Annotated in this window: 19 protein-coding genes; 13 read left to right on the plus strand and 6 right to left on the minus strand. The window is 43.1% G+C overall.

Annotated elements, in window-relative coordinates:
* Positions 1-147: 147 nt before the first annotated feature.
* On the plus strand, positions 148-2,106 hold the full coding sequence (locus RH96_RS06945; RefSeq protein ID WP_010199036.1) for a sensor histidine kinase: 1,959 nt from the start codon (positions 148-150) through the stop codon (positions 2,104-2,106).
* A gap of 412 nt (positions 2,107-2,518) precedes the next feature.
* Here RH96_RS06945 and RH96_RS06950 read toward each other — a convergent pair whose 3' ends face one another.
* Together RH96_RS06950 and RH96_RS06960 are read right to left on the minus strand one after the other, a co-directional pair.
* A complete protein-coding gene (locus RH96_RS06950) occupies positions 2,519-3,685 on the minus strand; it encodes a D-alanyl-D-alanine carboxypeptidase family protein (protein ID WP_010199038.1) in 1,167 nt (388 codons plus the stop codon).
* A gap of 549 nt (positions 3,686-4,234) precedes the next feature.
* The gene (locus RH96_RS06960; RefSeq protein ID WP_010199041.1) at positions 4,235-4,669 is read right to left on the minus strand and encodes an MCR_0457 family protein; all 435 of its coding nucleotides are present in this window, start codon (positions 4,667-4,669) and stop codon (positions 4,235-4,237) included.
* A 550-nt stretch (positions 4,670-5,219) separates the two neighbouring features.
* Here RH96_RS06960 and surE point away from each other — a divergent pair.
* The 12 genes from surE to modB all read left to right on the plus strand — a co-directional run bounded on the left by surE (position 5,220) and on the right by modB (position 16,380).
* Positions 5,220-6,032 carry a 5'/3'-nucleotidase SurE gene (surE, locus tag RH96_RS06965; protein ID WP_010199045.1) on the plus strand — a complete coding sequence of 271 codons (813 nt, stop codon included), beginning with the start codon at positions 5,220-5,222 and terminating at the stop codon, positions 6,030-6,032.
* A 147-nt stretch (positions 6,033-6,179) separates the two neighbouring features.
* Positions 6,180-6,986: a peptidoglycan DD-metalloendopeptidase family protein gene (locus tag RH96_RS06970; RefSeq protein WP_010199048.1), complete on the plus strand. Its 807-nt coding sequence runs from the start codon at positions 6,180-6,182 to the stop codon at positions 6,984-6,986.
* Between the two features lie 112 nt (positions 6,987-7,098).
* On the plus strand, positions 7,099-8,403 hold the full coding sequence (locus tag RH96_RS06975; RefSeq protein ID WP_010199050.1) for a lytic murein transglycosylase: 1,305 nt from the start codon (positions 7,099-7,101) through the stop codon (positions 8,401-8,403).
* Positions 8,404-9,280: 877 nt separating this feature from the next.
* On the plus strand, positions 9,281-10,576 hold the full coding sequence (gene glp / locus RH96_RS06980) for a gephyrin-like molybdotransferase Glp (protein WP_026037197.1): 1,296 nt from the start codon (positions 9,281-9,283) through the stop codon (positions 10,574-10,576).
* Between the two features lie 122 nt (positions 10,577-10,698).
* Positions 10,699-11,811, plus strand: a complete 1,113-nt coding sequence (gene moaA / locus RH96_RS06985; protein WP_010199054.1) for a GTP 3',8-cyclase MoaA — start codon at positions 10,699-10,701, stop codon at positions 11,809-11,811.
* 57 nt (positions 11,812-11,868) lie between these two features.
* Positions 11,869-12,399: a molybdenum cofactor biosynthesis protein B gene (gene moaB, locus RH96_RS06990; protein ID WP_010199056.1), complete on the plus strand. Its 531-nt coding sequence runs from the start codon at positions 11,869-11,871 to the stop codon at positions 12,397-12,399.
* Between the two features lie 6 nt (positions 12,400-12,405).
* Complete coding sequence (locus tag RH96_RS06995) at positions 12,406-13,134, plus strand: molybdenum cofactor guanylyltransferase (protein WP_010199058.1); 729 nt, start codon at positions 12,406-12,408, stop codon at positions 13,132-13,134.
* A 26-nt stretch (positions 13,135-13,160) separates the two neighbouring features.
* The gene (gene moaC / locus RH96_RS07000; protein ID WP_010199061.1) at positions 13,161-13,667 is read left to right on the plus strand and encodes a cyclic pyranopterin monophosphate synthase MoaC; all 507 of its coding nucleotides are present in this window, start codon (positions 13,161-13,163) and stop codon (positions 13,665-13,667) included.
* Positions 13,668-13,768: 101 nt separating this feature from the next.
* Positions 13,769-14,050, plus strand: coding sequence for a MoaD/ThiS family protein (locus tag RH96_RS07005; RefSeq protein WP_010199064.1), 282 nt, complete (start codon positions 13,769-13,771; stop codon positions 14,048-14,050).
* 50 nt (positions 14,051-14,100) lie between these two features.
* Positions 14,101-14,592 carry a molybdenum cofactor biosynthesis protein MoaE gene (locus RH96_RS07010; protein ID WP_010199066.1) on the plus strand — a complete coding sequence of 164 codons (492 nt, stop codon included), beginning with the start codon at positions 14,101-14,103 and terminating at the stop codon, positions 14,590-14,592.
* Between the two features lie 18 nt (positions 14,593-14,610).
* The gene (gene modA / locus RH96_RS07015; RefSeq protein WP_010199069.1) at positions 14,611-15,453 is read left to right on the plus strand and encodes a molybdate ABC transporter substrate-binding protein; all 843 of its coding nucleotides are present in this window, start codon (positions 14,611-14,613) and stop codon (positions 15,451-15,453) included.
* Between the two features lie 228 nt (positions 15,454-15,681).
* The gene (gene modB / locus RH96_RS07020) at positions 15,682-16,380 is read left to right on the plus strand and encodes a molybdate ABC transporter permease subunit (protein ID WP_010199072.1); all 699 of its coding nucleotides are present in this window, start codon (positions 15,682-15,684) and stop codon (positions 16,378-16,380) included.
* Between the two features lie 57 nt (positions 16,381-16,437).
* On the opposite strand, the gene RH96_RS07025 is transcribed toward modB, so the two are convergent.
* The 4 genes from RH96_RS07025 to RH96_RS07040 form a co-directional block, all read right to left on the minus strand.
* Complete coding sequence (locus RH96_RS07025; protein WP_010199074.1) at positions 16,438-16,926, minus strand: hemerythrin domain-containing protein; 489 nt, start codon at positions 16,924-16,926, stop codon at positions 16,438-16,440.
* Positions 16,927-17,460: 534 nt separating this feature from the next.
* A complete protein-coding gene (locus tag RH96_RS07030; protein ID WP_010199077.1) occupies positions 17,461-18,414 on the minus strand; it encodes an acyltransferase in 954 nt (317 codons plus the stop codon).
* Positions 18,415-19,130: 716 nt separating this feature from the next.
* Entirely contained in the window at positions 19,131-19,409 is a 279-nt protein-coding gene (locus RH96_RS07035; protein ID WP_010199082.1) for a peptidylprolyl isomerase, read from the minus strand.
* A 775-nt stretch (positions 19,410-20,184) separates the two neighbouring features.
* A complete protein-coding gene (locus RH96_RS07040) occupies positions 20,185-20,616 on the minus strand; it encodes an Lrp/AsnC family transcriptional regulator (protein ID WP_010199089.1) in 432 nt (143 codons plus the stop codon).
* Between the last annotated feature and the right edge of the window lie 99 nt (positions 20,617-20,715).

Raw genomic sequence — 20,715 nt, forward strand, 5'->3', positions numbered from 1 at the left:
CTTTTAGCTCTTTATAAAGCACCAAGGTAGACTCTGCTGCAGCTTTGTTATAACAAGGCTGCAACAGAGTCTACTAATGTTGCTCTTATCATATCTTGCAAATACCTGTAATATAAATAACCAGTCGTCTTAACTCAGTTGAGTGACATGAACAACCAACCGTTGCAAATCCTTCCTAAGTTTATCTGGCGCTCTGTCGTGCAAGCCATCATTTTGGCTGTGCTGGTAGGTATTCTATTGTCTTTTGTCTATGGCTTTGTGCATCACTATCAGCAACAGCATCGCCATATTCAGCAGTTGGCTGCCTTATTGACGAGCAGTGCATCGACGATAGACGGTGCAGATACTGTTGCCAGACAAGTCAGTATTGTGTTGGCGGCAGAACCAAATATCCAAAGTATTTTATTTTATTCAACACCGCAGCCTATTGCAGATATAGATAGGTTCACAGCCTACCAGTCACACGATGATTGGCAAAACGCTTTGTTCGCTGATACGGTCAGCTTCAATTATCCGGTTGTCAGTGACGATATCACTACCGATAGCGCTGCAACGATAGCCGCTACTGAGCAAACAGACAAGTCTTTATCAGATAACATGATCGATCCGCCAGACCTTGAGGCGTTAACTGATGATAGTACCTTGGTTGGCTATATTAATATAACTTTAGACGTAGATAAACTGCGTGCCAACTGGTTGCGCAGTAACTTACTATTATGGCTTATCACCACTATATTGGCTGTCATTTGGATGCTATATATTCTGCGCAAACTCAGCTGGCCTGTCAAAGATATTGCAGCGCTAACCGACGTATGTGAAATCGTTAGCAAGCACCCAGAGCTTGAACAGCTGCCCGTTATTTCGCAGCAGTTTGAGTTTCAAGAACTGCTGCAAATTAAGCAGACTTTTACGGTCTTGTTTGATCGCTTGCAAAAGGCACAACAAGACTATGAGTCACTTGCTGTTTTTGAGCAGCAGTTACATCATAAGGATTTGTCTTTAAATGTACAGTTGCATAATTTTCAAAGCATGATTACCCATGAGTTAAAAACCTCGCTGAATGCTATTGTGGGCGGCTTACAGATATTAGATGATGAGCGACTAAGTGATGAGCAAAAAGACGCGTTAGATATCATTCGTAATGGCAGTGAAAAATTGGTATTGTCACTTGACCAAATCATTCAGTTGAATCAAATACAAAAAGGTCAGATTAGCATCCATTCGAGCGAGTTTAATCCGCTTCAGTTAATTGCTGATCTGTTGGTGGATTTTGAGTCTATTGCTAAACAAAAAGGCTTGACGTTACTCAGCCATGTCTATCATATAGACTATACTCTTGAAGGCGATGTCGACAAAATAAAACAGGTATTATCGATACTCCTTAGTAATGCGATTAAGTTTACCCCAGTAGGGCAAGTGAGTATTACCTCGCAATTGACCCACTTTGACAACAGTAACCGTTGGCAAATCACTATTAAAGATACCGGTATTGGGATCGATAGTGATTATATCGAGGATATTTTCAACCCATTTTTTCAGGTGGATTCATCACAAACCCGTCAATATGAGGGGACGGGTATCGGCTTGCCAGTGGTCAAACAAATCGCTCAGCTAATGAGCGCGACTATCGAGGTTGAGAGTACCTTAGGCGTCGGTACACAGTTCATGTTCACTATTCCTTTGCCCAATAAACACCAAGTTCATCAGCAAAACCTGTTGGCTGGTTTGGTTGTGGTTTATTATTATATTCATGAAACAGGGTTTTTGGTGGATGAGCTACAGCGTTTGGGAGCGGTGGTCATCTGTCATCAGCAGGGGCATCTCGTTATCGATGAGCTAAATACGAGAAAAGTCGATATGGTGATGTTTGCAGAAGACGTACCCTCCAGTAATGCTGAAGTCATAGCCAAGCGTATACGCCAGTTTGAAAGCTACCAGAGTGAGTACCGTGCTTTATTAGTGTATTGGTTCGCCCCAGATCAGTCGCAATATTTAGACAGTTTTGAGCATGGGCTAAAAGCGGCAGGTGTCGATTATTGCCATAGCGCCGCCTATGATGATAAAGCCTTAAGTGATCTGCTAAAAAGTTGGCTAATATGGGCTTAACTCATTATAAAACTTTCTTATTTTAAAGGGATGGCTTTTAAATAAATTATTCTGAAAGTGATTAGCCTAGACAGACTAAGTTTAGAGATAACCTTACATCAAATGAACTGGTTTCAATATAAATTAGCGTAAACCTCAACACGCCTTAACATAGCAATAAAAAAGACGCCCATATTTAAGGCGTCTTTTTTATTAATTGATACTTTTAAAAAGTATTTGTGTTATTACTAGGGCGTGTCCTCATTTTAAAAATGGTGATAAAAATGAGATAAATCGCAGTCAAACAAGGAAAATAGCGCAGATAATATCGAGATATTAGTCAGCTATTTGACGCCATTTGACAAGATTTAGCCATTTTTAACCCATTTAGATAACTATCGATTGAATTGAGGACACGCTCTAAAGCACCAATTTAAAATAAGTTTTGTACCCAGCGTACCGCATGTTGCCACATACGACTCATAAAGCCTGATTGCTCGACATCATTGGTCGCGATGATAGGCACTGATGCGACTGCTTTACCATCAATGACAGCCATCAATTTTCCAACTTCTTGACCCTTTTTGATAGGTGCTTCTAGGCTTTCAGGGATATCAACCACGGTCGTGATTTTATTTTTCTGCGTTTTGCTGGTCAAAATTTGCAGGTTGTCACCAGTGGTTAGCTCTACTTCCTCAGCTTCTCCAAACCATACAGGTATCTTGCTTACGAATTGGCCAGCAGGTGCCTTGGTTACGGTAGTAAAATGACCAAAGCCCCAGTTGAGCAGCTCACGTGATTGATCGGCACGTGCTTGCTGGCTCTCTGTTCCCATAATCACAGAAATCAAGCGCATGCCATCACGATTGCTTGAAGCCGCTAAGCAATAGCCTGCTGCATCAGTGTGGCCAGTTTTTAGACCATCAACGGTTGGATCGGTTGCAAGTAGAGCATTACGGTTACCTTGAGTAATACCGTTATAGGTGAACTCTTTTTCGGCATAAATACCATAATAGTCACCGCTATTTTTGACGATAGCGCGCGCCAACTTGGCCAAATCCAATGCAGAGGCTTCATGACCTTCGTCAGGCATGCCCGTAGAGTTAACGAAGTGGGTGTTCTCCATACCAAGCTTTTGCGCTTGCTCATTCATTAAAATAGCAAATGAGTCTTCGCTGCCAGCAATATGCTCTGCCATCGCTTTTGAGGCATCATTACCTGATTGAATGATAATACCGCGCAGCATATCGATAACGCTGGCCGTCTTGTTCACCGGCACATACATGCAAGATTGACTGCTACTACCGCGACACCAAGCATTTTTGCTCATCAATACTTGTTCGTCTTCTTTGAGATCACCTGATGCTAAGCGCTGCTCAATGATGTAACTGGTCATCATTTTCGTCAGAGACGCTGGTGGAAGAGCTTGATTGGCATTTTTTTGTGCCAAAATTTCACCAGTATTGTAGTCCATTAGCACATAGGCTGTATTTTCCATTTCAGGTGGCTGAATGGCGGCGCTCGCCATCACTGCACTCATAGAAATACTCATGCCAACTACCAGCTGCACCAGCTGTTTTTTTACACGCTTTACTGTCATAGATTGTTACACCGCATCATGGAACCAAATGTATCTGTCGCATCATAGCTGGTAATAAACCTCACACCTTCTATCAAACCGTATGTGCTAAATATAAGGTTTTAAAAGAGTATGTGAATGAGGAAAACCATGCCTGAGCGACGGACATAAAATTAACGCCTTATCTTAGCAAAATGCCAACCGATGGGGAATCGATAAATACAAAAAATAGGACGCAACTAAAAAAGAGAGACAACGCTTATAAAGCGTTTCGATATATCAGGATTTATGCATATTTTTCACGTACCACAAAAAAGCTTGCCGCACCAACTGCAATTGAACAGTCAGGTGACAGCAAGCTTCTTCTAAGAGTAATGAGCTTATTCATTAAGCCCGTTACGCTATCATTCCAGTTATTGAATTTGGTAAGGAAAAAGCAGCAATATCTGTGCTTTTTATGGTTGTTTGTTGCTGATTCAATTCGATTGAATAATAGAGCTGGTTATATAGAGTACTATTCTTAGGTTTAATAATGTCTGCGTTTTAGTGATATAACTAAAAGCATCGTAATTAATATTCAGCATTTGCCAAATCTTCACACAAGGCTTTGTTCTCTTGCTTGGAGAAGCCCATGGTCCAGCTACGGATGCCTTGTAGTATTTGGCGATAATCCTGCTGTGTTGATAGATATTGAATCGCCGCTTTCGGATCTTCTAAAGACGGCATCAATTCATGCAACTGAACAGTATAAGACTTATAAAAACGCTGTTTCTGTTTGCCATTTAGCATCGGTGGACAAATCTCAGACAATACTTGCATCACGGCAATTTCATGCTTGGTGATATTCATACCAGACATATCCAATGGGATAGTGGTTGCTGGATTGGGTGCAGCATTGGTCGCTTGAGACAGCATGGCAACAGACGTTATCAGTCCTGCAAAACCAATTTTTGAGGCGGTCTTTGCTATCACAGAAGCTATAGATAATATCGATTGATTATTCATTCAGTATCACACTCGCTTATCTTTATTTAATGGTCATATGTTAATGGGTAAAAAAACAAAAGTCACATAAAATATTGATTTATGTGTAGATATATTGTGAGCCAAAGGCATTTTGCAGCAACATATCAGTAGCATCAGCTTATAAGTTACGTCAGCATAAAAGTATAAGTTTATATTGTTGTGCGTTGTTGTCTATTGTAACGTGTTACCGACCAGTTTTACTTTCAGATTGCGATTTGACTGCCATGAAAGATCAAGGATGATGTCAAGCAACAGGCAAATTCAGCGCAAAGAGTGGGTTCGTGTCTCTCCACGATTAAGGTATAATCGCCCACAATGTCGTTGCACCTAACACCGTTATAAGGGTAAGGTGCTACCTAATGATGACCATTGCTATAAGAAAACCAAGTGATAACAATCGTTTTTAGCCGTCCGTCAGTGTGAGTTGCGCTAAGCAATAAACCGTCAAATAACGGGTTGAGTATAACAATTTTATCCTTTTAAAGTAGACAAGCAGACAGACGGTCAAACCTAAATATATTGAGTACAAATGAAATTTTTAGTTAGTAATGATGATGGGGTACATGCGCCAGGATTGTTAGCGCTGGCGCAAGCCTTATCAAAGGTTGGCGAGGTGATGGTAGTCGCCCCAAACAATGAGCAGAGCGGCTGTGGTAGCGCCTTGAGCATCTCCCAGCCGTTATATACTCATCACTTACCCTCGGGGTTTATCGCGGTTAATGGATCGCCTGCGGACTGTGTTTATTTGGCGTTACACGAGCTATATCAAGACACGCACTTTGACTGCGTCATTACTGGTATTAATTCAGGAGCCAATTTGGGGCAAGATGTCTTATTTTCGGGCACTTTTGGCGCAGCATTGACCGCACAGCTCTTTGGTTTACCTGCAATTGCAACTTCTCTAGTCGGTGCAAGGATGACAGGCGATGGACAAGATCAAACGAGCCGCTATCAAATGGCCGCCGATGAAATCGTCAAACTGCTAACCGAAACATCTATAGTAGAGGCATTCAAAAGTTTGCCCTATCATGTATTAAACGTTAATATCCCCGATGTAAATGATGCCGATGATATCAAAGGCCGAAAAATTACCTGTCTGGGACATAGCCAAATAGCACGGCCTGTGCACCATATGGTGGATCCGCGCGGGCGAGATGCCTATTGGCTATCGCTACGTAAGCAGCAATACAAGTCGCCATCAGAAATTGAAGACACTCAGTCATCGGCAACTAATATGACGGACGACCAAGCGGTGGCAGCGGGTTATATTAGTCTATCGCCAGTACGCTTGCATCATACGCCAGCAGACACTCTCAATAGGCTGTCGGCGTTAATGCTATAATTTAGCGCTGCCAAAGATTAGAAAAATCATTTATTATCGAGTTGTTGATGATGGTATTTGACAAAAATTAAACGGTATAAAAGTTAGCAAAATGCTTGTGATTAGCACAAGGAGTTTGTGAGTAACATAAAGAATAGGAAATCTTGTATGAAGAAGCTTATTGCTGGATCGCGCTTGGCAACGGTAGCATTGATAGGAACGTTGACAGCAGCATCGTTAGCGATAGTCGGCTGTGCGACGAAGCCTACTTACCAATCAGCTAACCAAGCGGGACCTAAGATTATTACCAATGCTAAAGGCGTTCCTAACTATCATCGCGTGCAGCGTGGCGATACGGTCAGTCAAATCGCTGAGCGCTATCGCTTGAGCTATCGTCAAATTGGGGCGATGAACGGTTTGGATAGTAAATATACCATCTATAGCGGTCAATGGCTGAAGCTATGGGAAGGAGCGCCAGTAACGGCAGCTAGCAACAATCGCTATAACACTTATAATGGTGCTAATACTTCTGCTCCGTCACAGCCGACTTATACCCCTCCTGTCACCAGCATGCCAACGCCAGCATATGAAGTAACGGCCAACGCGACATCAGGCTATGACTATCCAAGTCGTAACCAAGTGGTTCGCAACTTTGATGCGGCAGCGGGTAACATGGGCATGTGGTTTGCTGGTAACGAAGGTGATCCTGTGCTTGCCAGCCAATCTGGTACCGTGCTGTATTCGGGCAGTGGTCTACTAGAGTATGGCAACCTCATCATGATTCGCCACAGCGATAATTACATCACCGCCTATGCTCACAATAGTCAATTACTGGTCAAAGAAGGCGAGCAAGTACAACTTGGCCAGCGTATTGCCAGTATGGGTAGCAGTGGTCAAACCAACCAAGTCGGCCTAGAGTTTCAAGTACGCTTGAATGGCAATCCTATCGATCCACGGGCTGTACTTGGACGTTAAATGCCTTGACGTTAAATGCTTAGACGTTAAATACCTTGACGTTAAATTTGATGAACTGCTGCTAATTGTTGCCGCTAATCGCTAAGTCACTTATTCATAATTGAGAGTTTTTATGATGTTAAAAAAACAGTATATTGCCCTTCTTCCTGCCTTAGTGATGGTAGGTTGTACCAGTCAACAGGCGATGCAAAAGCCTAGCAAGCCTGTGCGTCAAGGTAATGTACAGATTACCCAGACCCAAACCATCCAAGTAAAGCCAACACCAGCACCGGTCATCAAGCCGCAGCCAGTGGCAAAACCAAGCTACAACAGCTTTTCTGATTGGAAGTCTGACTTCTCCATGCGTGCGCTGTCATCAGGCTATGATGCCTCAACGGTTCGACGTCTGATGGATTCTGCTTACTTAAATCAGCAGGTCATCTCGCTTGACTCAGGACAGCCGGAGTTTTCAAAGATGCCGTGGGAATATGTTGATTCTGCGGTATCAGATGGGCGTGTGAGTACGGGTAAGCGTAAGTTTGCTGAGCAACGGGCATTTTTGTCACAATTAGAATCGCAGTATGGGGTAAGTGCCGAAACCATCGCCGCGATTTGGGGCATGGAGTCGTCATACGGTGTGGTGACTGGCAATAGCGATTTGCCAAGCGCACTCTCTAGCCTTGCTTATGATGGTCGTCGCCAAGAGTTCGCCGAAACGCAGTTACTATCATTAGCGACGCTATTACAGCGTGGTGATGTGTCTTGGTCGCAGTTAGAAGGCTCTTGGGCTGGCGGTATGGGACAGACGCAGTTCATCCCAGGTACTTGGTTAGAGCATGGTGTCGATGGCGATAGTAATGGTCATCGCAACCCATGGTCAACGGGTGATGCCTTGGCTTCTACTGCCAATTATCTCAGCAATTCAGGCTGGGTTCGCGGTCTGGCGCCTTTTTATGAAGTAACGGTTCCGGCTTCATTTGATTACTCGGTTGTCGGTAGCAAGCAACCTGCGGCCAGATGGGCAGCGCTTGGCGTTGATACCATAGATGATATTTATCTTGATGCCAATACGCAAATGGAGCTATGGCTACCAGCGGGTAAAGATGGCCCAGTGCTATTGTTAAGCCCAAATTTTGATGTGATCAAAGTCTATAACAACTCATCGAGCTATGCGCTGGGTGTGAGCTTGCTCGGTAAAGCACTGGCTGGGCAAAGTGGTCTACGAAAATCATGGCCGCGCTACGAAAACCCATTATCGACTTCTCAAGTGACCAGATTGCAGCAGCGCTTAACCAGTGCAGGTTATGACACCAAAGGTACAGATGGTATTATCGGTACCAATACCCGCAAAGCATTCCAGCGCTGGCAAGCCGATAATAGCCAAACGCCAGACGGTTTTATCAGTCAGCGTAGTGCTTCTTCATTGACATCATGGTGAAGTTGGTTGCTGGCGTTATTATGCAATAATCAACGCCACCGTTTTTGACGACTGTGTTCATGATTATAAATAATTATGAACACAAAAAAGCACCTTAACCTAGGTGCTTTTTTATGCCCTATCTAAAGGCATTGATTTACAAGTAGCAGCTTACTTGAAATTAAATACTCATTATTCGGGCATGTCATCATTTTAAAAATGGCGATAAAAACGAGATAAAATGAGATAAACGGTAGCCAAACAAGAAAAATAGCGTAGATAATATCGAGATATTGACCAGCTATTTGACACAGTTTGGTAGTATTTAGCCTGTTTAGTCTCTTCCGTTCAGATTGAGGACATGCCCTAATGTCGATTATCTGTTAGTGTTTAACGAGCAGGGCGCTATAGAGACCTATGTTTGTGGTGCTACCGAAAACGTAAGTATGCCTACATTGACGTTATATAAAACCGGCTACAACAAATAGAAAGGATGCAATTGTAGAAGAGATGCAATTAACGCTGATAGCAAAAAATACGGGCTGCAAATGATAAACTGTCAGCAATGCCTCACTATAATGAATAATTATAATGTAATACTAGGGTCTGTTGAACATTCAAATATTAGGACTGCTGATCGCTAAAATCGCATCAAACTAGGCGTAAACCGACGATAATGTCGAGACCTTAGCTAGGTTTATAACAACGTTTGGGGTGATTTTAGCATCAGCCCTTCGGGGCGGGACTATTTTTTGCCAATACATGGCGAAATTGTCTAACCTAGAATGACTAGGCGTCAAAAATTTCACTGCGTATTGTCTAAAAAATAGCCACCGCCAATGCCACATTTGAATGTTCAACAGACCCTAATAACAACCGACAAACTGAGTGTGCCACTATGATTACGATGGAAGCGTTACAGACAGCGATAAAGCTGCGCGTAGATACTTATAATAATAATGACTTTCCACTACCAACAAGGGTGCTCAACACCTGTGAGCTGCTAGACAGTCGTAACCAAATACTGGCGCAAGATATCACCGCAACATTCGATATACCAAGGCAGAATCTATCAGCGATGGATGGTTATGCCATTGCTCATGGCAGCGATATATCAGATACGAGCAACATTCAAATCATTGGCGAATCACAAGCAGGCAGTGCTTATACTGGCGACTTAACAGCAGGACAAGGTGTACGTATCTTTACTGGCGCTGTCGTTCCAGATAGCTGTGACACGGTCATCATGCAAGAGAATACTAACTTTGCTGCTATTAGAGACACAATCGATAAATCAAAACCTTACACGGTGACGCTGTCGCAAACGGCTCAGATCGATAGCAATATTCGCAAACAAGGTGAAGAAATCGAATCGGGCGAGGCCGTATTGAAGGTAGGTAAACGCCTGAATGCCGCTGATATTAGCTTATTGGCTAATTTGGGAGTCAGCCAAGTCAAGGTGTTTCAGCCATTGACCATAGGCCTGTTAGCAACTGGTGATGAGCTGGTCGCTATTGGCAATGAGCTGACAAGCTTGGCGCAAATATATAATTCCAATACGCCTACACTCAAAACCATGCTGGCTGATCTGCCAGTGACCATTCGTGATTACGGCATTATCCCTGACAATCTAGAGCAGACGACTGCCGCTGTTCATAAAGCAATGCAAGACTGCGATGTCCTGATATCAACGGCTGGCGTCTCGGTTGGTGATTATGATTTTTTGACCACCGTGATTGAACAGCTGGGTCAGATTAACCACTATAAAGTCGCGATGAAGCCGGGTAAGCCGTTTGTGTTTGGTGAATTAAATAAAGATATAGCTAAACCCGTGTTATATTTTGGTCTGCCGGGCAATCCATTATCGACGGTCGTTGGGGCACTACAGTTTGTGATACCAGCATTATGGCAAATGTCAGGCGCTGGTCTAACAGAGCGACCTATGCAACTGAGTGTCAAAGCAACGCTCACAAACGATATCAGAAAATCAGCCGGTCGTAAGGACTTTCAGCGCGGCGTTCTCACACAAAACGATGCTGGCAGTTATCAAGTTGAGTGCTTCTCAGGTCAGCAATCACATAGAATCAAACAGCTTAGCCGAGCGAATTGCTTTGTTGTTTTGGACAAAGACAGTGGTAATGTGGCATCAGGTGATAGCGTCATTGTGCAGCCGTTCCCTTGGCTACATGCGTAGTGACAATTTTCTAAATCTCTATAAGATGAATACAAAAAAACTGAAAATAAATCATACAATGGTAGGCCAAACACGAATAATAAAGTAATGCTACCCACAAGCACTACTGATGGTAGGAAAATATGAGTGATGACAACATTAAGATAGGCCATGCACAACTGTATTCGCCTAGTATGTCTACATTAACAGCCACTACGGCTTTTGATAATTATCAAGCCCCGTCTGTAGCAGCACCTACCGAGCAAGATATTGAGCACTCTCAACCGTTAACTGATGGTTTTGCTCGACGTCTCACTTATCTGCGTTTGTCTATTACTGACTTCTGTAACTTTCGCTGTGAATACTGCTTACCCAACGGCTATCAAGGCAAACGCCCTGATGATGAGCTCAGTGTCCCTGAGATTGCCACACTGATACGCGGCTTTGCTCAAGTCGGCACCAAAAAAGTTAGAATCACTGGCGGTGAGCCCTCTATCCGTCGCGATGTCGTCGAGATTATTGAAACCATCAAACAAACTGATGGCATTGAAACGGTGGCGATGACCAGTAATGGTTATAAGCTGGGTAAGCATTTAGCCAGTTGGCAAGCAGCTGGGCTCGACCAGTTAAATATCAGCATGGACAGTTTTGATGCCGCTACTTTTCACAAGATGACAGGCTTTGATAGCTTACCGCAACTACTTGCTGACATGGATACGTTGCTACAAACCACGAATATCAAGCTCAAAATCAACAGTGTATTGATGGCAGAGACCGCCTTTGAAAATCTGATAGATGCCATCGACTACGTCAAAGATAGGCGAGTGACTTATCGATTTATTGAATTCATGCAGACCAGCGACAATAGCGATCTGTTTTTTGCTCAGCATGCCCAGTCCGATATTATCACCGATTATTTATTAGAGCATGGCTGGCAGCCGCATGAGCGTGGCAGTAGCGATGGTCCTGCGGTAGAGTACAGCCATCCTGATTATCTGGGGCGCATTGGTATGATTGCCCCTTATGCTGCACATTTCTGTGACACCTGTAATCGTCTGCGGGTGAGCAGTCAAGGCAAAGTGCATCTGTGCTTATTCGATCAAGGCAACTATGATATTCGTCAGCATTTACAGAACAATAATGTGCAGGGTTTGGTCAATGATCTACATAGTTTTATGCCGATTAAACCTGAGCATCATCATTTGCATGATGCCAATAGTGGCATTATGCACAATCTGTCAATCATTGGCGGTTAAATTAATGAGCACGTTACGCTTTTTCAACCATTAACATCACCTTCTCTAGGAAACTCTATGAGCAAACCCGCTGCAGCATTTACACCGCTTAGTATTGCCGTATTAACCGTCTCCGACAGTCGCACACTCGCAGAAGATACTTCAGGACAATACTTGGCAGACAGCTTAACCGAAGCAGGGCATCACTTGGCAGATCGGCAGCTGATCTCTGATGATATCTATCAGATAAGAGCGGTTATCAGTGGCTGGATTGCAGATCCAAAGGTTCATGCGGTGATTACAACGGGCGGTACAGGATTTTTTATCAGAGACAGTATGCCAGAAGCGGTAAAAGTACTGTTTGATAAGTCGATCGATGGCTTTGGTGAAATGTTTCGTCTCATCTCAAAAGATGAAATTGGCATGTCTACGGTACAATCAAGAGCAGTCGCTGGCATGGCAAATGGCACAGGTATATTTTGCTTACCGGGCTCATCAGGCGCGTGTCGTACTGGCTGGGAAAATATCTTAAAAGAGCAGTTCGATAGTCGTACTCGTCCGTGCAATTTTGTGCCGCACTTTTTGGCACAAAATCCTAGCCATGACTGATATTCAATGATGGCTAATACTGCACCACATCTAAATAGCTTAGCAGGCGTAGTCATCTTAGCGGGTGGCGCGTCCAAGCGTATGGGCGCGCCCAAAGCGGAGCTCATTCTGCCGACAGGTGAGCGGCTGTTAGACTATCATGTGCGTCATGCCCTTGAACTAACAGCGGCTGATTCAAATACCGCTGGTTTCAATATACCGATTATGATTGCAGACAATGAGCGCGGTTTTACGGTTGATTTAGATTTAAGTATTGGTAATCCACAATCTCCAATTATGCATATTACTGATTATAATCCTGTCAATGATGACGAGCAGAGCGATAATGGCGGGGCTTTGGTTGCTATTGAATCAGCTTTGCAGACATTAGCCAAGCTCACTGATGCAACGCCAAACCAAAACTCCGGCTCTTCATGGTTACTCGTTATTAGCTGCGATAGCTTAATACCTGCAACTAATTTGTGGCAAAAATTGCAAGCGGCGATGAGCCAAGCGGCTGATAAAAAAGTTATTTGTCTAACCGATGATAGTCATCTATATCCGTTGTTAGGGCTGTATCAATTAAGTATTGAGGCTGATTTGAAGGCTTATATTGATAGCGGTCAACGCCGTGTCATGTCATTTATTAAGCCTCTGACGCAAGCTGTGCCTTTGACAGGAAATTGGCAGCATTTGACCAACTTTAATACTCCTGAAGATTTCCAACGCGCCTGCGCAGCGTTAAGCGATTTATAAAAAAAGTTTATCAAGAGAAATTAGCAATGAATAGTAATAGTCAAGAAAGCAAGCAATCTAGCTTATCGCATCTAGACGGCAATGGTGATATTACCATGGTCGATGTCAGTGGCAAGATGGCAACGACGCGAGAAGCCAACGCGGTTGGACAAGTGTGTTTTCCAAGCGAGATTTATGCGCAAATCAAAGCTGCTGATGGCATGACCAAAAAGGGCAGTATTACTCAGACGGCGCATATCGCCGGTATCATGGCCGCCAAGCGCACGCACGACTTGATTCCATTGTGTCACCCATTGCCGCTAGACAAGATTGGTCTAGCCTTTGCCTACGATGATGCGCTGCATGCCATTATCGTCAGCGGCACTGTCAAAGTCACGCATAAAACTGGGGTGGAGATGGAAGCCTTAACTGCCGTTAGCATTGCTTGTCTGACGATCTATGATATGACCAAAGCACTATCGCATGATATCGTTATTGATAATATTCATTTGGTGACAAAAACAGGCGGCAAATCAGATTATAGTCATGCTTAAAATCAGGCTTAGATTGATGGGATTTTTTCACGATGAGCATTATTAAATAAGCAGTAATATCAGTATAACGCTCGACAGCTTACACAGAATGGAAGGTTTTTATGAGTACTATTGACGTAGCACCAAACACTGAAGCAAGGATGACTATCAACGTGCTATATTTCGCCAGCTTAGCGGATGAAGCCAACTGCCAAGAGGAAGCGGTCAGCGTTGAGCAATCGACCTCATTAACTGAGCTGTACGAACAACTCAGTCAAAAGCATCGCTTTAGTCGCCCGCAGGCAGAGCTACGCGTGGCGGTAAATGATTACTTTGCTAAATGGACAGACCAGATCCATGATGGTGACAGTGTGGTATTTATCACGCCAGTCGCGGGTGGTTAAATTTTAGTAGACCGCTTCCTATTTAAAAAGACAGCAAATAGAGATATCACATGACAGATAACGTCCATAGCCACTCAATGACCATCAAGCGTAGCATCGACGAAGCCTACCTAATCGCTGAGCGTGATGGCTTTGCGTTATTGGATGTGGTGATTGATGACGGCCGACTCAAAAACACCCTCGACGATGATAGCTGCGGTGCTTTCGTTTGCTTTGAGGGCAGAGTACGCAATCACAATAATGCCACCAGCGTTGAGCGCTTAACCTATTATGGCTATGAAGACTTGGCACTGAATCAAGGTCGCGCAATTATCGAAGAAGCCAAAAAGCGTTTTGAAATCACTCATGCTATTGCCATCCATCGTATCGGTGCTTTAGAGATAGGTGATGTCGCTGTATGGGTTGGTGTGGTTTCTGCCCATCGTTATCCTGCTTTTGATGCTTGCCGCTGGATACTAGATACGATTAAGGCAGACATTCCGGTGTGGAAACAAGAGTATTACGACAATGATGTTTCGAAGTGGCTTAGCAATAACGGTTAAGAACGAGGATGGTTAGTAATGGCTAAGTTGATGGCAGTGACACCTATCTTTGCATTTTTACTACTAGCGTTAAGCGCTTGTACAGCAGAAAATACGGTTGACACGGATTCTGCTAGCCAGACACCTGAGCAAACTCAAACCCTGCGTATCGCTGCTGCTGCCAATTTATCGGATGTGTTGCCTCAAATTATTGACGGTTATCAAACAGATAAAAACTTAGCGGCACAGGATATTGACGTCACTTATGCCTCGTCAGGCAAGTTGTACGCGCAAATAAAAGCAGGGGCACCTTACGATATATTTTTATCTGCCAATCAAGAATTCCCTGCCAAATTGGCGGCTGAAAGAGTCGTAGATAACGCTAAAAATAATGAGAGCTATACACCATTTACTTATACGCAAGGCCAGTTGGCACTATATAGCGTCACTAAGTCATTGGATGGTCTGGAGCCAGCAACGCTGAGTGATTTACTCATAAATGACGCTCATAGTAAGATAGCCATCGCTAATCCTGAGCTTGCTCCTTATGGCGCATCGGCACAAGCCTATCTACAATCGCAAAATTTATATAACACTTTAAATAAGCAAAAACGCCTGATACAAGCAGAAAATATCGGCCAAGCATTTCAATACGCGCATACGGGTAGTGTGGATTATGGTTTTGTTGCACAGTCACAAATCATCGCTATCAAAGCCAAACCTGAACAATTCATCACGTTAGCACCAACCTCTTATCCAGCGATTTTGCAAGATGGTATCGTCATTAGTGATGCACCCATCGCCGCAGATTTCACAGATTATTTGCGCTCAAAAGCAGGACAACACTATTTCTCACAAGCGGGCTATTTAATGGTTAAATAACCAAGCATTATCCTTATACTAAACCCAAAAATACGATTAGCTGTGTCAAAATTGCTTGGCCTACAATGCGTAGTACTTGTACTCTTTTTCCTTGCTTGCTGTGCCTGCGCAGACAGAGGAGACAAAAAACTGATATCAGCAATAGCGTCGCGTTTTTAGGATATTTTGACTATATTACTTGTTACGATCATTAATGGCTAGCAACGACCAAGAAAGAGCAATGACGTTATGATAGCCCAATCTCTTATGACAGACATGCTCAGTCCATTGTGGGTGAGTATTAAGCTCGCTAGTGTTACGACCTTATGCTTATTACTGTTTGCCACGCCTATTGCTTATTGGCTCGCCAAACCCAGCCGTGGCCGAGTACTTAGCCGTTTTAAGGTCTTACTAATGGGCGTTATCGCGTTGCCGTTAGTATTACCGCCTACCGTGATTGGCTTTTATTTATTACTGCTATTAAGCCCCAACGTGGGTATCGGTAGATGGCTCGCTGAGCATGATATTAGCCCATTCATCTTTACCTTTGAAGGGCTTGTCATCGGCTCTATTATTTACTCGTTGCCCTTTTATATTCAGCCTGTCTACGCTCAGTTTTTACGCATTCCAGCCAGCGTCATCGAAGTGGCGCATTTATTGGAGCCAAGTCGTCTGAGGCGCTTTATGAAAGTGGCATTGCCACAAGCGCGCGTTGGTATTATTCTTGGCAGCTTAATTAGCTTTGCCCATACTATTGGCGAGTTTGGAGTGGTATTGATGATAGGTGGGAGTATCTCTGGTGAGACCAAGGTCGTCTCGATTGCTATCTATGAGCAAGTGGAGGCACTGAATTATGAAGCGGCCCATATGATGTCCGGCATTCTTATTATCATTGGTATCATCATGGTCGCCTTGATTGCGACTGTCAATAAGCTAAATCAACGCTGATGCTCAATTAACACCGATAGAAGCGACGCAAACAGCCTTTTTAAAACACTATAATTTCTAGCGATTCTCGTTTGAGCGCTTAATACTGTCTGGACTTGCTTGATAAATAGCATCCAGCTTATCCTCTGTTAGATACTTTTCCACAATAGGATACAGTTCGCGCTCCTCAAAACGAATATGGTCGTATAGTAACGTGGCAAGCTCTCTTATTTGTTTTACCGTTATAGACTGTCTCGCCGTTTTTTGTCCCGCATCTATCAGAGTCTGCAAGCGTTTATGCTGATCAGCAAGCGCCACTAATACCGATTCTACTTCAGGTTGAGACGCTCGATAAGGCTCTAGGGCGTTGGCAATTAAACTGTCTTCAATCTGAAAATGATCTTCAATCTGAAAGTGATATTGCATATCGTCGATATAAGCGGTGAGATTATGCCAGTGCTGGGCAATCTCTGTAGCCGTGTCAGTGCATTCTTTCGCATGACGAGACAAGTTGAGACCAAGGTGATGCTGGCGAGATAATGGCTGTAATTGATTGGCACGTTTCATATTTAAATATAGTCATTCCACTATAAAAGTATTACAGCGTTAACCTCGCTTGAAGTATCAAATATACATCTACACTCGGTTACCTTGTACTACTTTTAAATTGAATCGACTATACCTTGATGAGTCAGGGCGTGTCCTCAATCTGAACGAAAGTGACTAAATGGGTTAAAAACGGCTAAATTTTGCCAAACAGCTAGGGCGTGTCATCAATTAGCACATTGATACATTTAGTGGTCTTAAAATGGCTAAATTTTGCCAAACATCGTCAGCAATCTTGTCAATATGTTCATATTTACGGCAATTTCTTCCTTGTTTGGCTGCAATTTTTCTCATTTTAAGCCTCACAATCTAAATGATGACACGCCCTAGTTAATATCCTGATATTCTCTGCGCTGTCTCTGTCTTGTATTAACCTGATTATAATCATGCTCTAACCACCAAGCATGCTTTTTGACATCCCACTCACTTTTTTAATGTGGGGGTCAAAGTATCAAAATATATAAGCCTTATTTATGGCCTTTTCTATTGATTGGTTTAGACGTCAGGATGGCTATCAAATTCAGCCAGCATAGCGCTAATACGCTGATCTTTTTGATGCCACATTTCCTCTATCCAAGCAAACATTTGCGCCTTGATGGCCTCGTCATTCTCATAACCACCGTTTTTGACCGCATCAAATAGTGCATCAGGTATCTCGACATGTCGCACGTCGACGCCCAAACGCTTAATGTTACCCTTCCACAGATCACTATACGTCGGCACCCCATCAGGATAAACGATGGTCATATCCAAGATGCCATCCATCTCTTTACCCAACGCATTGATCGCCAATGAGAGACCACCCGCGCGAGGCTTAAGCAGATGCTTATAAGGTGACTGCTGTTTGTCATGCTTGTCTTGGGTAAAGCGCGTCCCTTCTAAATAGTTCAATAAGGTAAAGGGTTTGTCTTTGAGGAGGGCGCACGCGCGTTTTGCTTCCTCAATATCCTTACCTTGTAAGGCTGGGTTTTTAGCAATCGCTTCTTTAGAGTGCCGACGCATCATAGGAAAGTCTAAAAAGTAAAAAGCTTGACCAATAACAGGAATATATATCAGCTCAAACTTGGTGAAAAAGCGCGTCAATGGTAAGCGATTTTCACTAATATATTGCACGATACTGGTATCTACCCATGATTGATGATTACTCATCAGTAGGTACTTGCCTTGCATATTGACGTCATCGGGTAGGCTGATACGCCAGTCTTTCTCCGGCAAGATATTATCGATTAAGGCGTTATTACTGTTTATCCAATAATTGGTCACCTTGATCATCGTGTCATCAGCGATCGCCGCACCAGTCACGACTTTGGTGGCACCCATCAGCCATACGGGTAGCGCAACGATTAAACTATTACCAGCAAGCACACCTGTTGCCGTTGCAAGCGAGGCGACTTTGCCCAGTTTAGGGTTGCGTTTGTGCATTTTTTGCATGAATGATGACAGTCGCATGTTAAATCCTTTTATTCTACTAACTGATAATGACTCCAGTTCACTGAACGCCCGTTAACCATAGTCGGTTCAATATAGTTTGGATACAAGGAAGGCAAGTGAAAGTACTACAAATAGTAGACTAAGTGAGCCTGATACCGTATCTGATTTATAGAGGACTGACTATATTTGGTTTTTGTGAGCGTATAAACTGGAATTGAGAAGATTTGACCTATCATTATCCACTTGTTGGCGGTGTTTTCTAGCGTTTTTGAGTAATTTCTAACGCCATTGACTCAGTAAATAAAGCGTAAGTACCATCTGCGTTCTAAAATGCGATGTAAATTTCTATTGCCCTGCCATTTGATGCCGTTCAGAATATAAAAGTGCCATAAGGTGCTGCTAATTTTCGCTTATCTATGCCCTTATCCACGCGCTGAGCTGATAGAAAAAGTATTGTGCTTGTTCTGAGCTATTGTGTCATTAAAGTTTAGGGCGTGTTTGAACATTCGACTATGGCACTGACCGTGCCTATCTATGAATATTCAACACGTCCTAATATTCAATTCGTAATTGGGTACTGCCATTTAGCAGTGTTTCCGACCTCTATTCTGTCCATAATATTATTAGCTATGACACTGACATTAGATTGTAAGTTGTTTTAGATCATAAATGAGTCAGGATAATGCTCAAGGCATCTTTCAGTCAGCCACCACTCAAAGCTCCGGCGCTAGTGCTTACGTCCTGTAAAGTACTTTAACCACATGCCAGCCAAATTTAGTCTTCACTAAATGTGGGGTGAAAAGTTCACCGCTGAAGCAGACTTTGTCAAATGGCGGTACCATGTCACCTTTTTCAAACTCACCTAAGCTGCCGCCTTTTTTACCTGATGGGCAGGTTGAGTGTTTTTTAGCCAGTACATCAAACTTGGCGCCTTTTTTGAGCTTGGCAATAATGTCTTCAGCCTGCTCTTTGTGTTTTACTAAAATATGTAATGCGCTAGCTGTACGAGCCATAATGTAAACCTTTCATAAAATATCGATAATTGGGGCATTATATCACTACTTACCTTGGTTGCTAACCACACTTGTATGCCCTGCATCATCAAAAATCATTGCCTACACAGGCGTGACTATTTAGATGAGAATCTGTGCCTCCTGAATATCGCTGTCAGTACATCACTATAAGATCGTACGCTTGCAACTGTACTTTTAAAAAAAGAAGATACGAGTCTTTATTGGGTTGCCAGTAATGAAACATAGTTTAAATAGTCAGCGGTGAATCGCCACGATCATTGAAGAGTAGGAGTTTTAGAGGTCTATACTTTAATGATTACCTAGGGTCTGTTGAACATTCAAATGTGGCACTGGCAGTGGCTATTTTTTAGACAATATGCAGTGAAATTTTTGACGCCTAGTCATTCTAGGGTAGACAATTTCGCCATGTATTGGCAAAAAATAGTCCCGCCCCGAAGGGCTGATGCTAAAATCGCACCAAACGTTGTTATAAACCTAGCTAAGGTCTCGACATTATCATCAGTTTACGCCTAGTTTGGTGCGATTTTAGCGATCAGCAGTCCGAATATTTGAATGTTCAACAGACCCTAATAACCTAGCCAAAAAACCATCAAGCCCAGCTCATTGAGTATATTCAGATGTACACTAACTCAATATAAAAGCCTATACCCATTGGAATTACGTGGGCTACAGCCAGACATTCAATTCCTCATTAGGGAATTACATTCTTAGAGCGCGCCTGACACCGTATCCAGTTTATAGAGGATTGACTATATTACAAACTCGAAAGCAAAACACTGGTTTCGCTATTCAGAATGCCATCAATTTCTCTTACTTGACGTAGCACTTCATCAAATTCTCTCAAGCTTGTAGTGTGTATCTCTGCGACCAAGTCCCACGCTCCATTGGTCGTATGTAGCTTAATCAGTTGCGGGATACCACGTAACTTCCTAATCACTTGTGATGTAGACTTTCCTGTTACTTCAATCATCATCATCGCTTTGACGGTTTCTTTATCTAGTGCCTCATGCACTCGAATCGTAAATCCTAAAATAGCGCCGTTATGCATCAGTCTATCCAGTCTGTTTTGGACAGTGGCACGAGAGACTTTGAGTTTTTTAGCAAGGTTTGAGATGGTTGCTCGGCCATCTTGTCGAAGTTCAGATATCAGTTCGCTATCTAAAGAGTCATAAGTGTAATACGCCATAAAAACGCTTCCTTCATTGAGTTTTGACATTATGATAAGTAACACTTAACAATATGTCAAAAATATGTCCATATTTAATAACTTATTAACATTTTAACT

The organism is Psychrobacter sp. PAMC 21119 (assembly GCF_000247495.1).
Classification (GTDB): Bacteria; Pseudomonadota; Gammaproteobacteria; order Pseudomonadales; family Moraxellaceae; genus Psychrobacter; species Psychrobacter glaciei.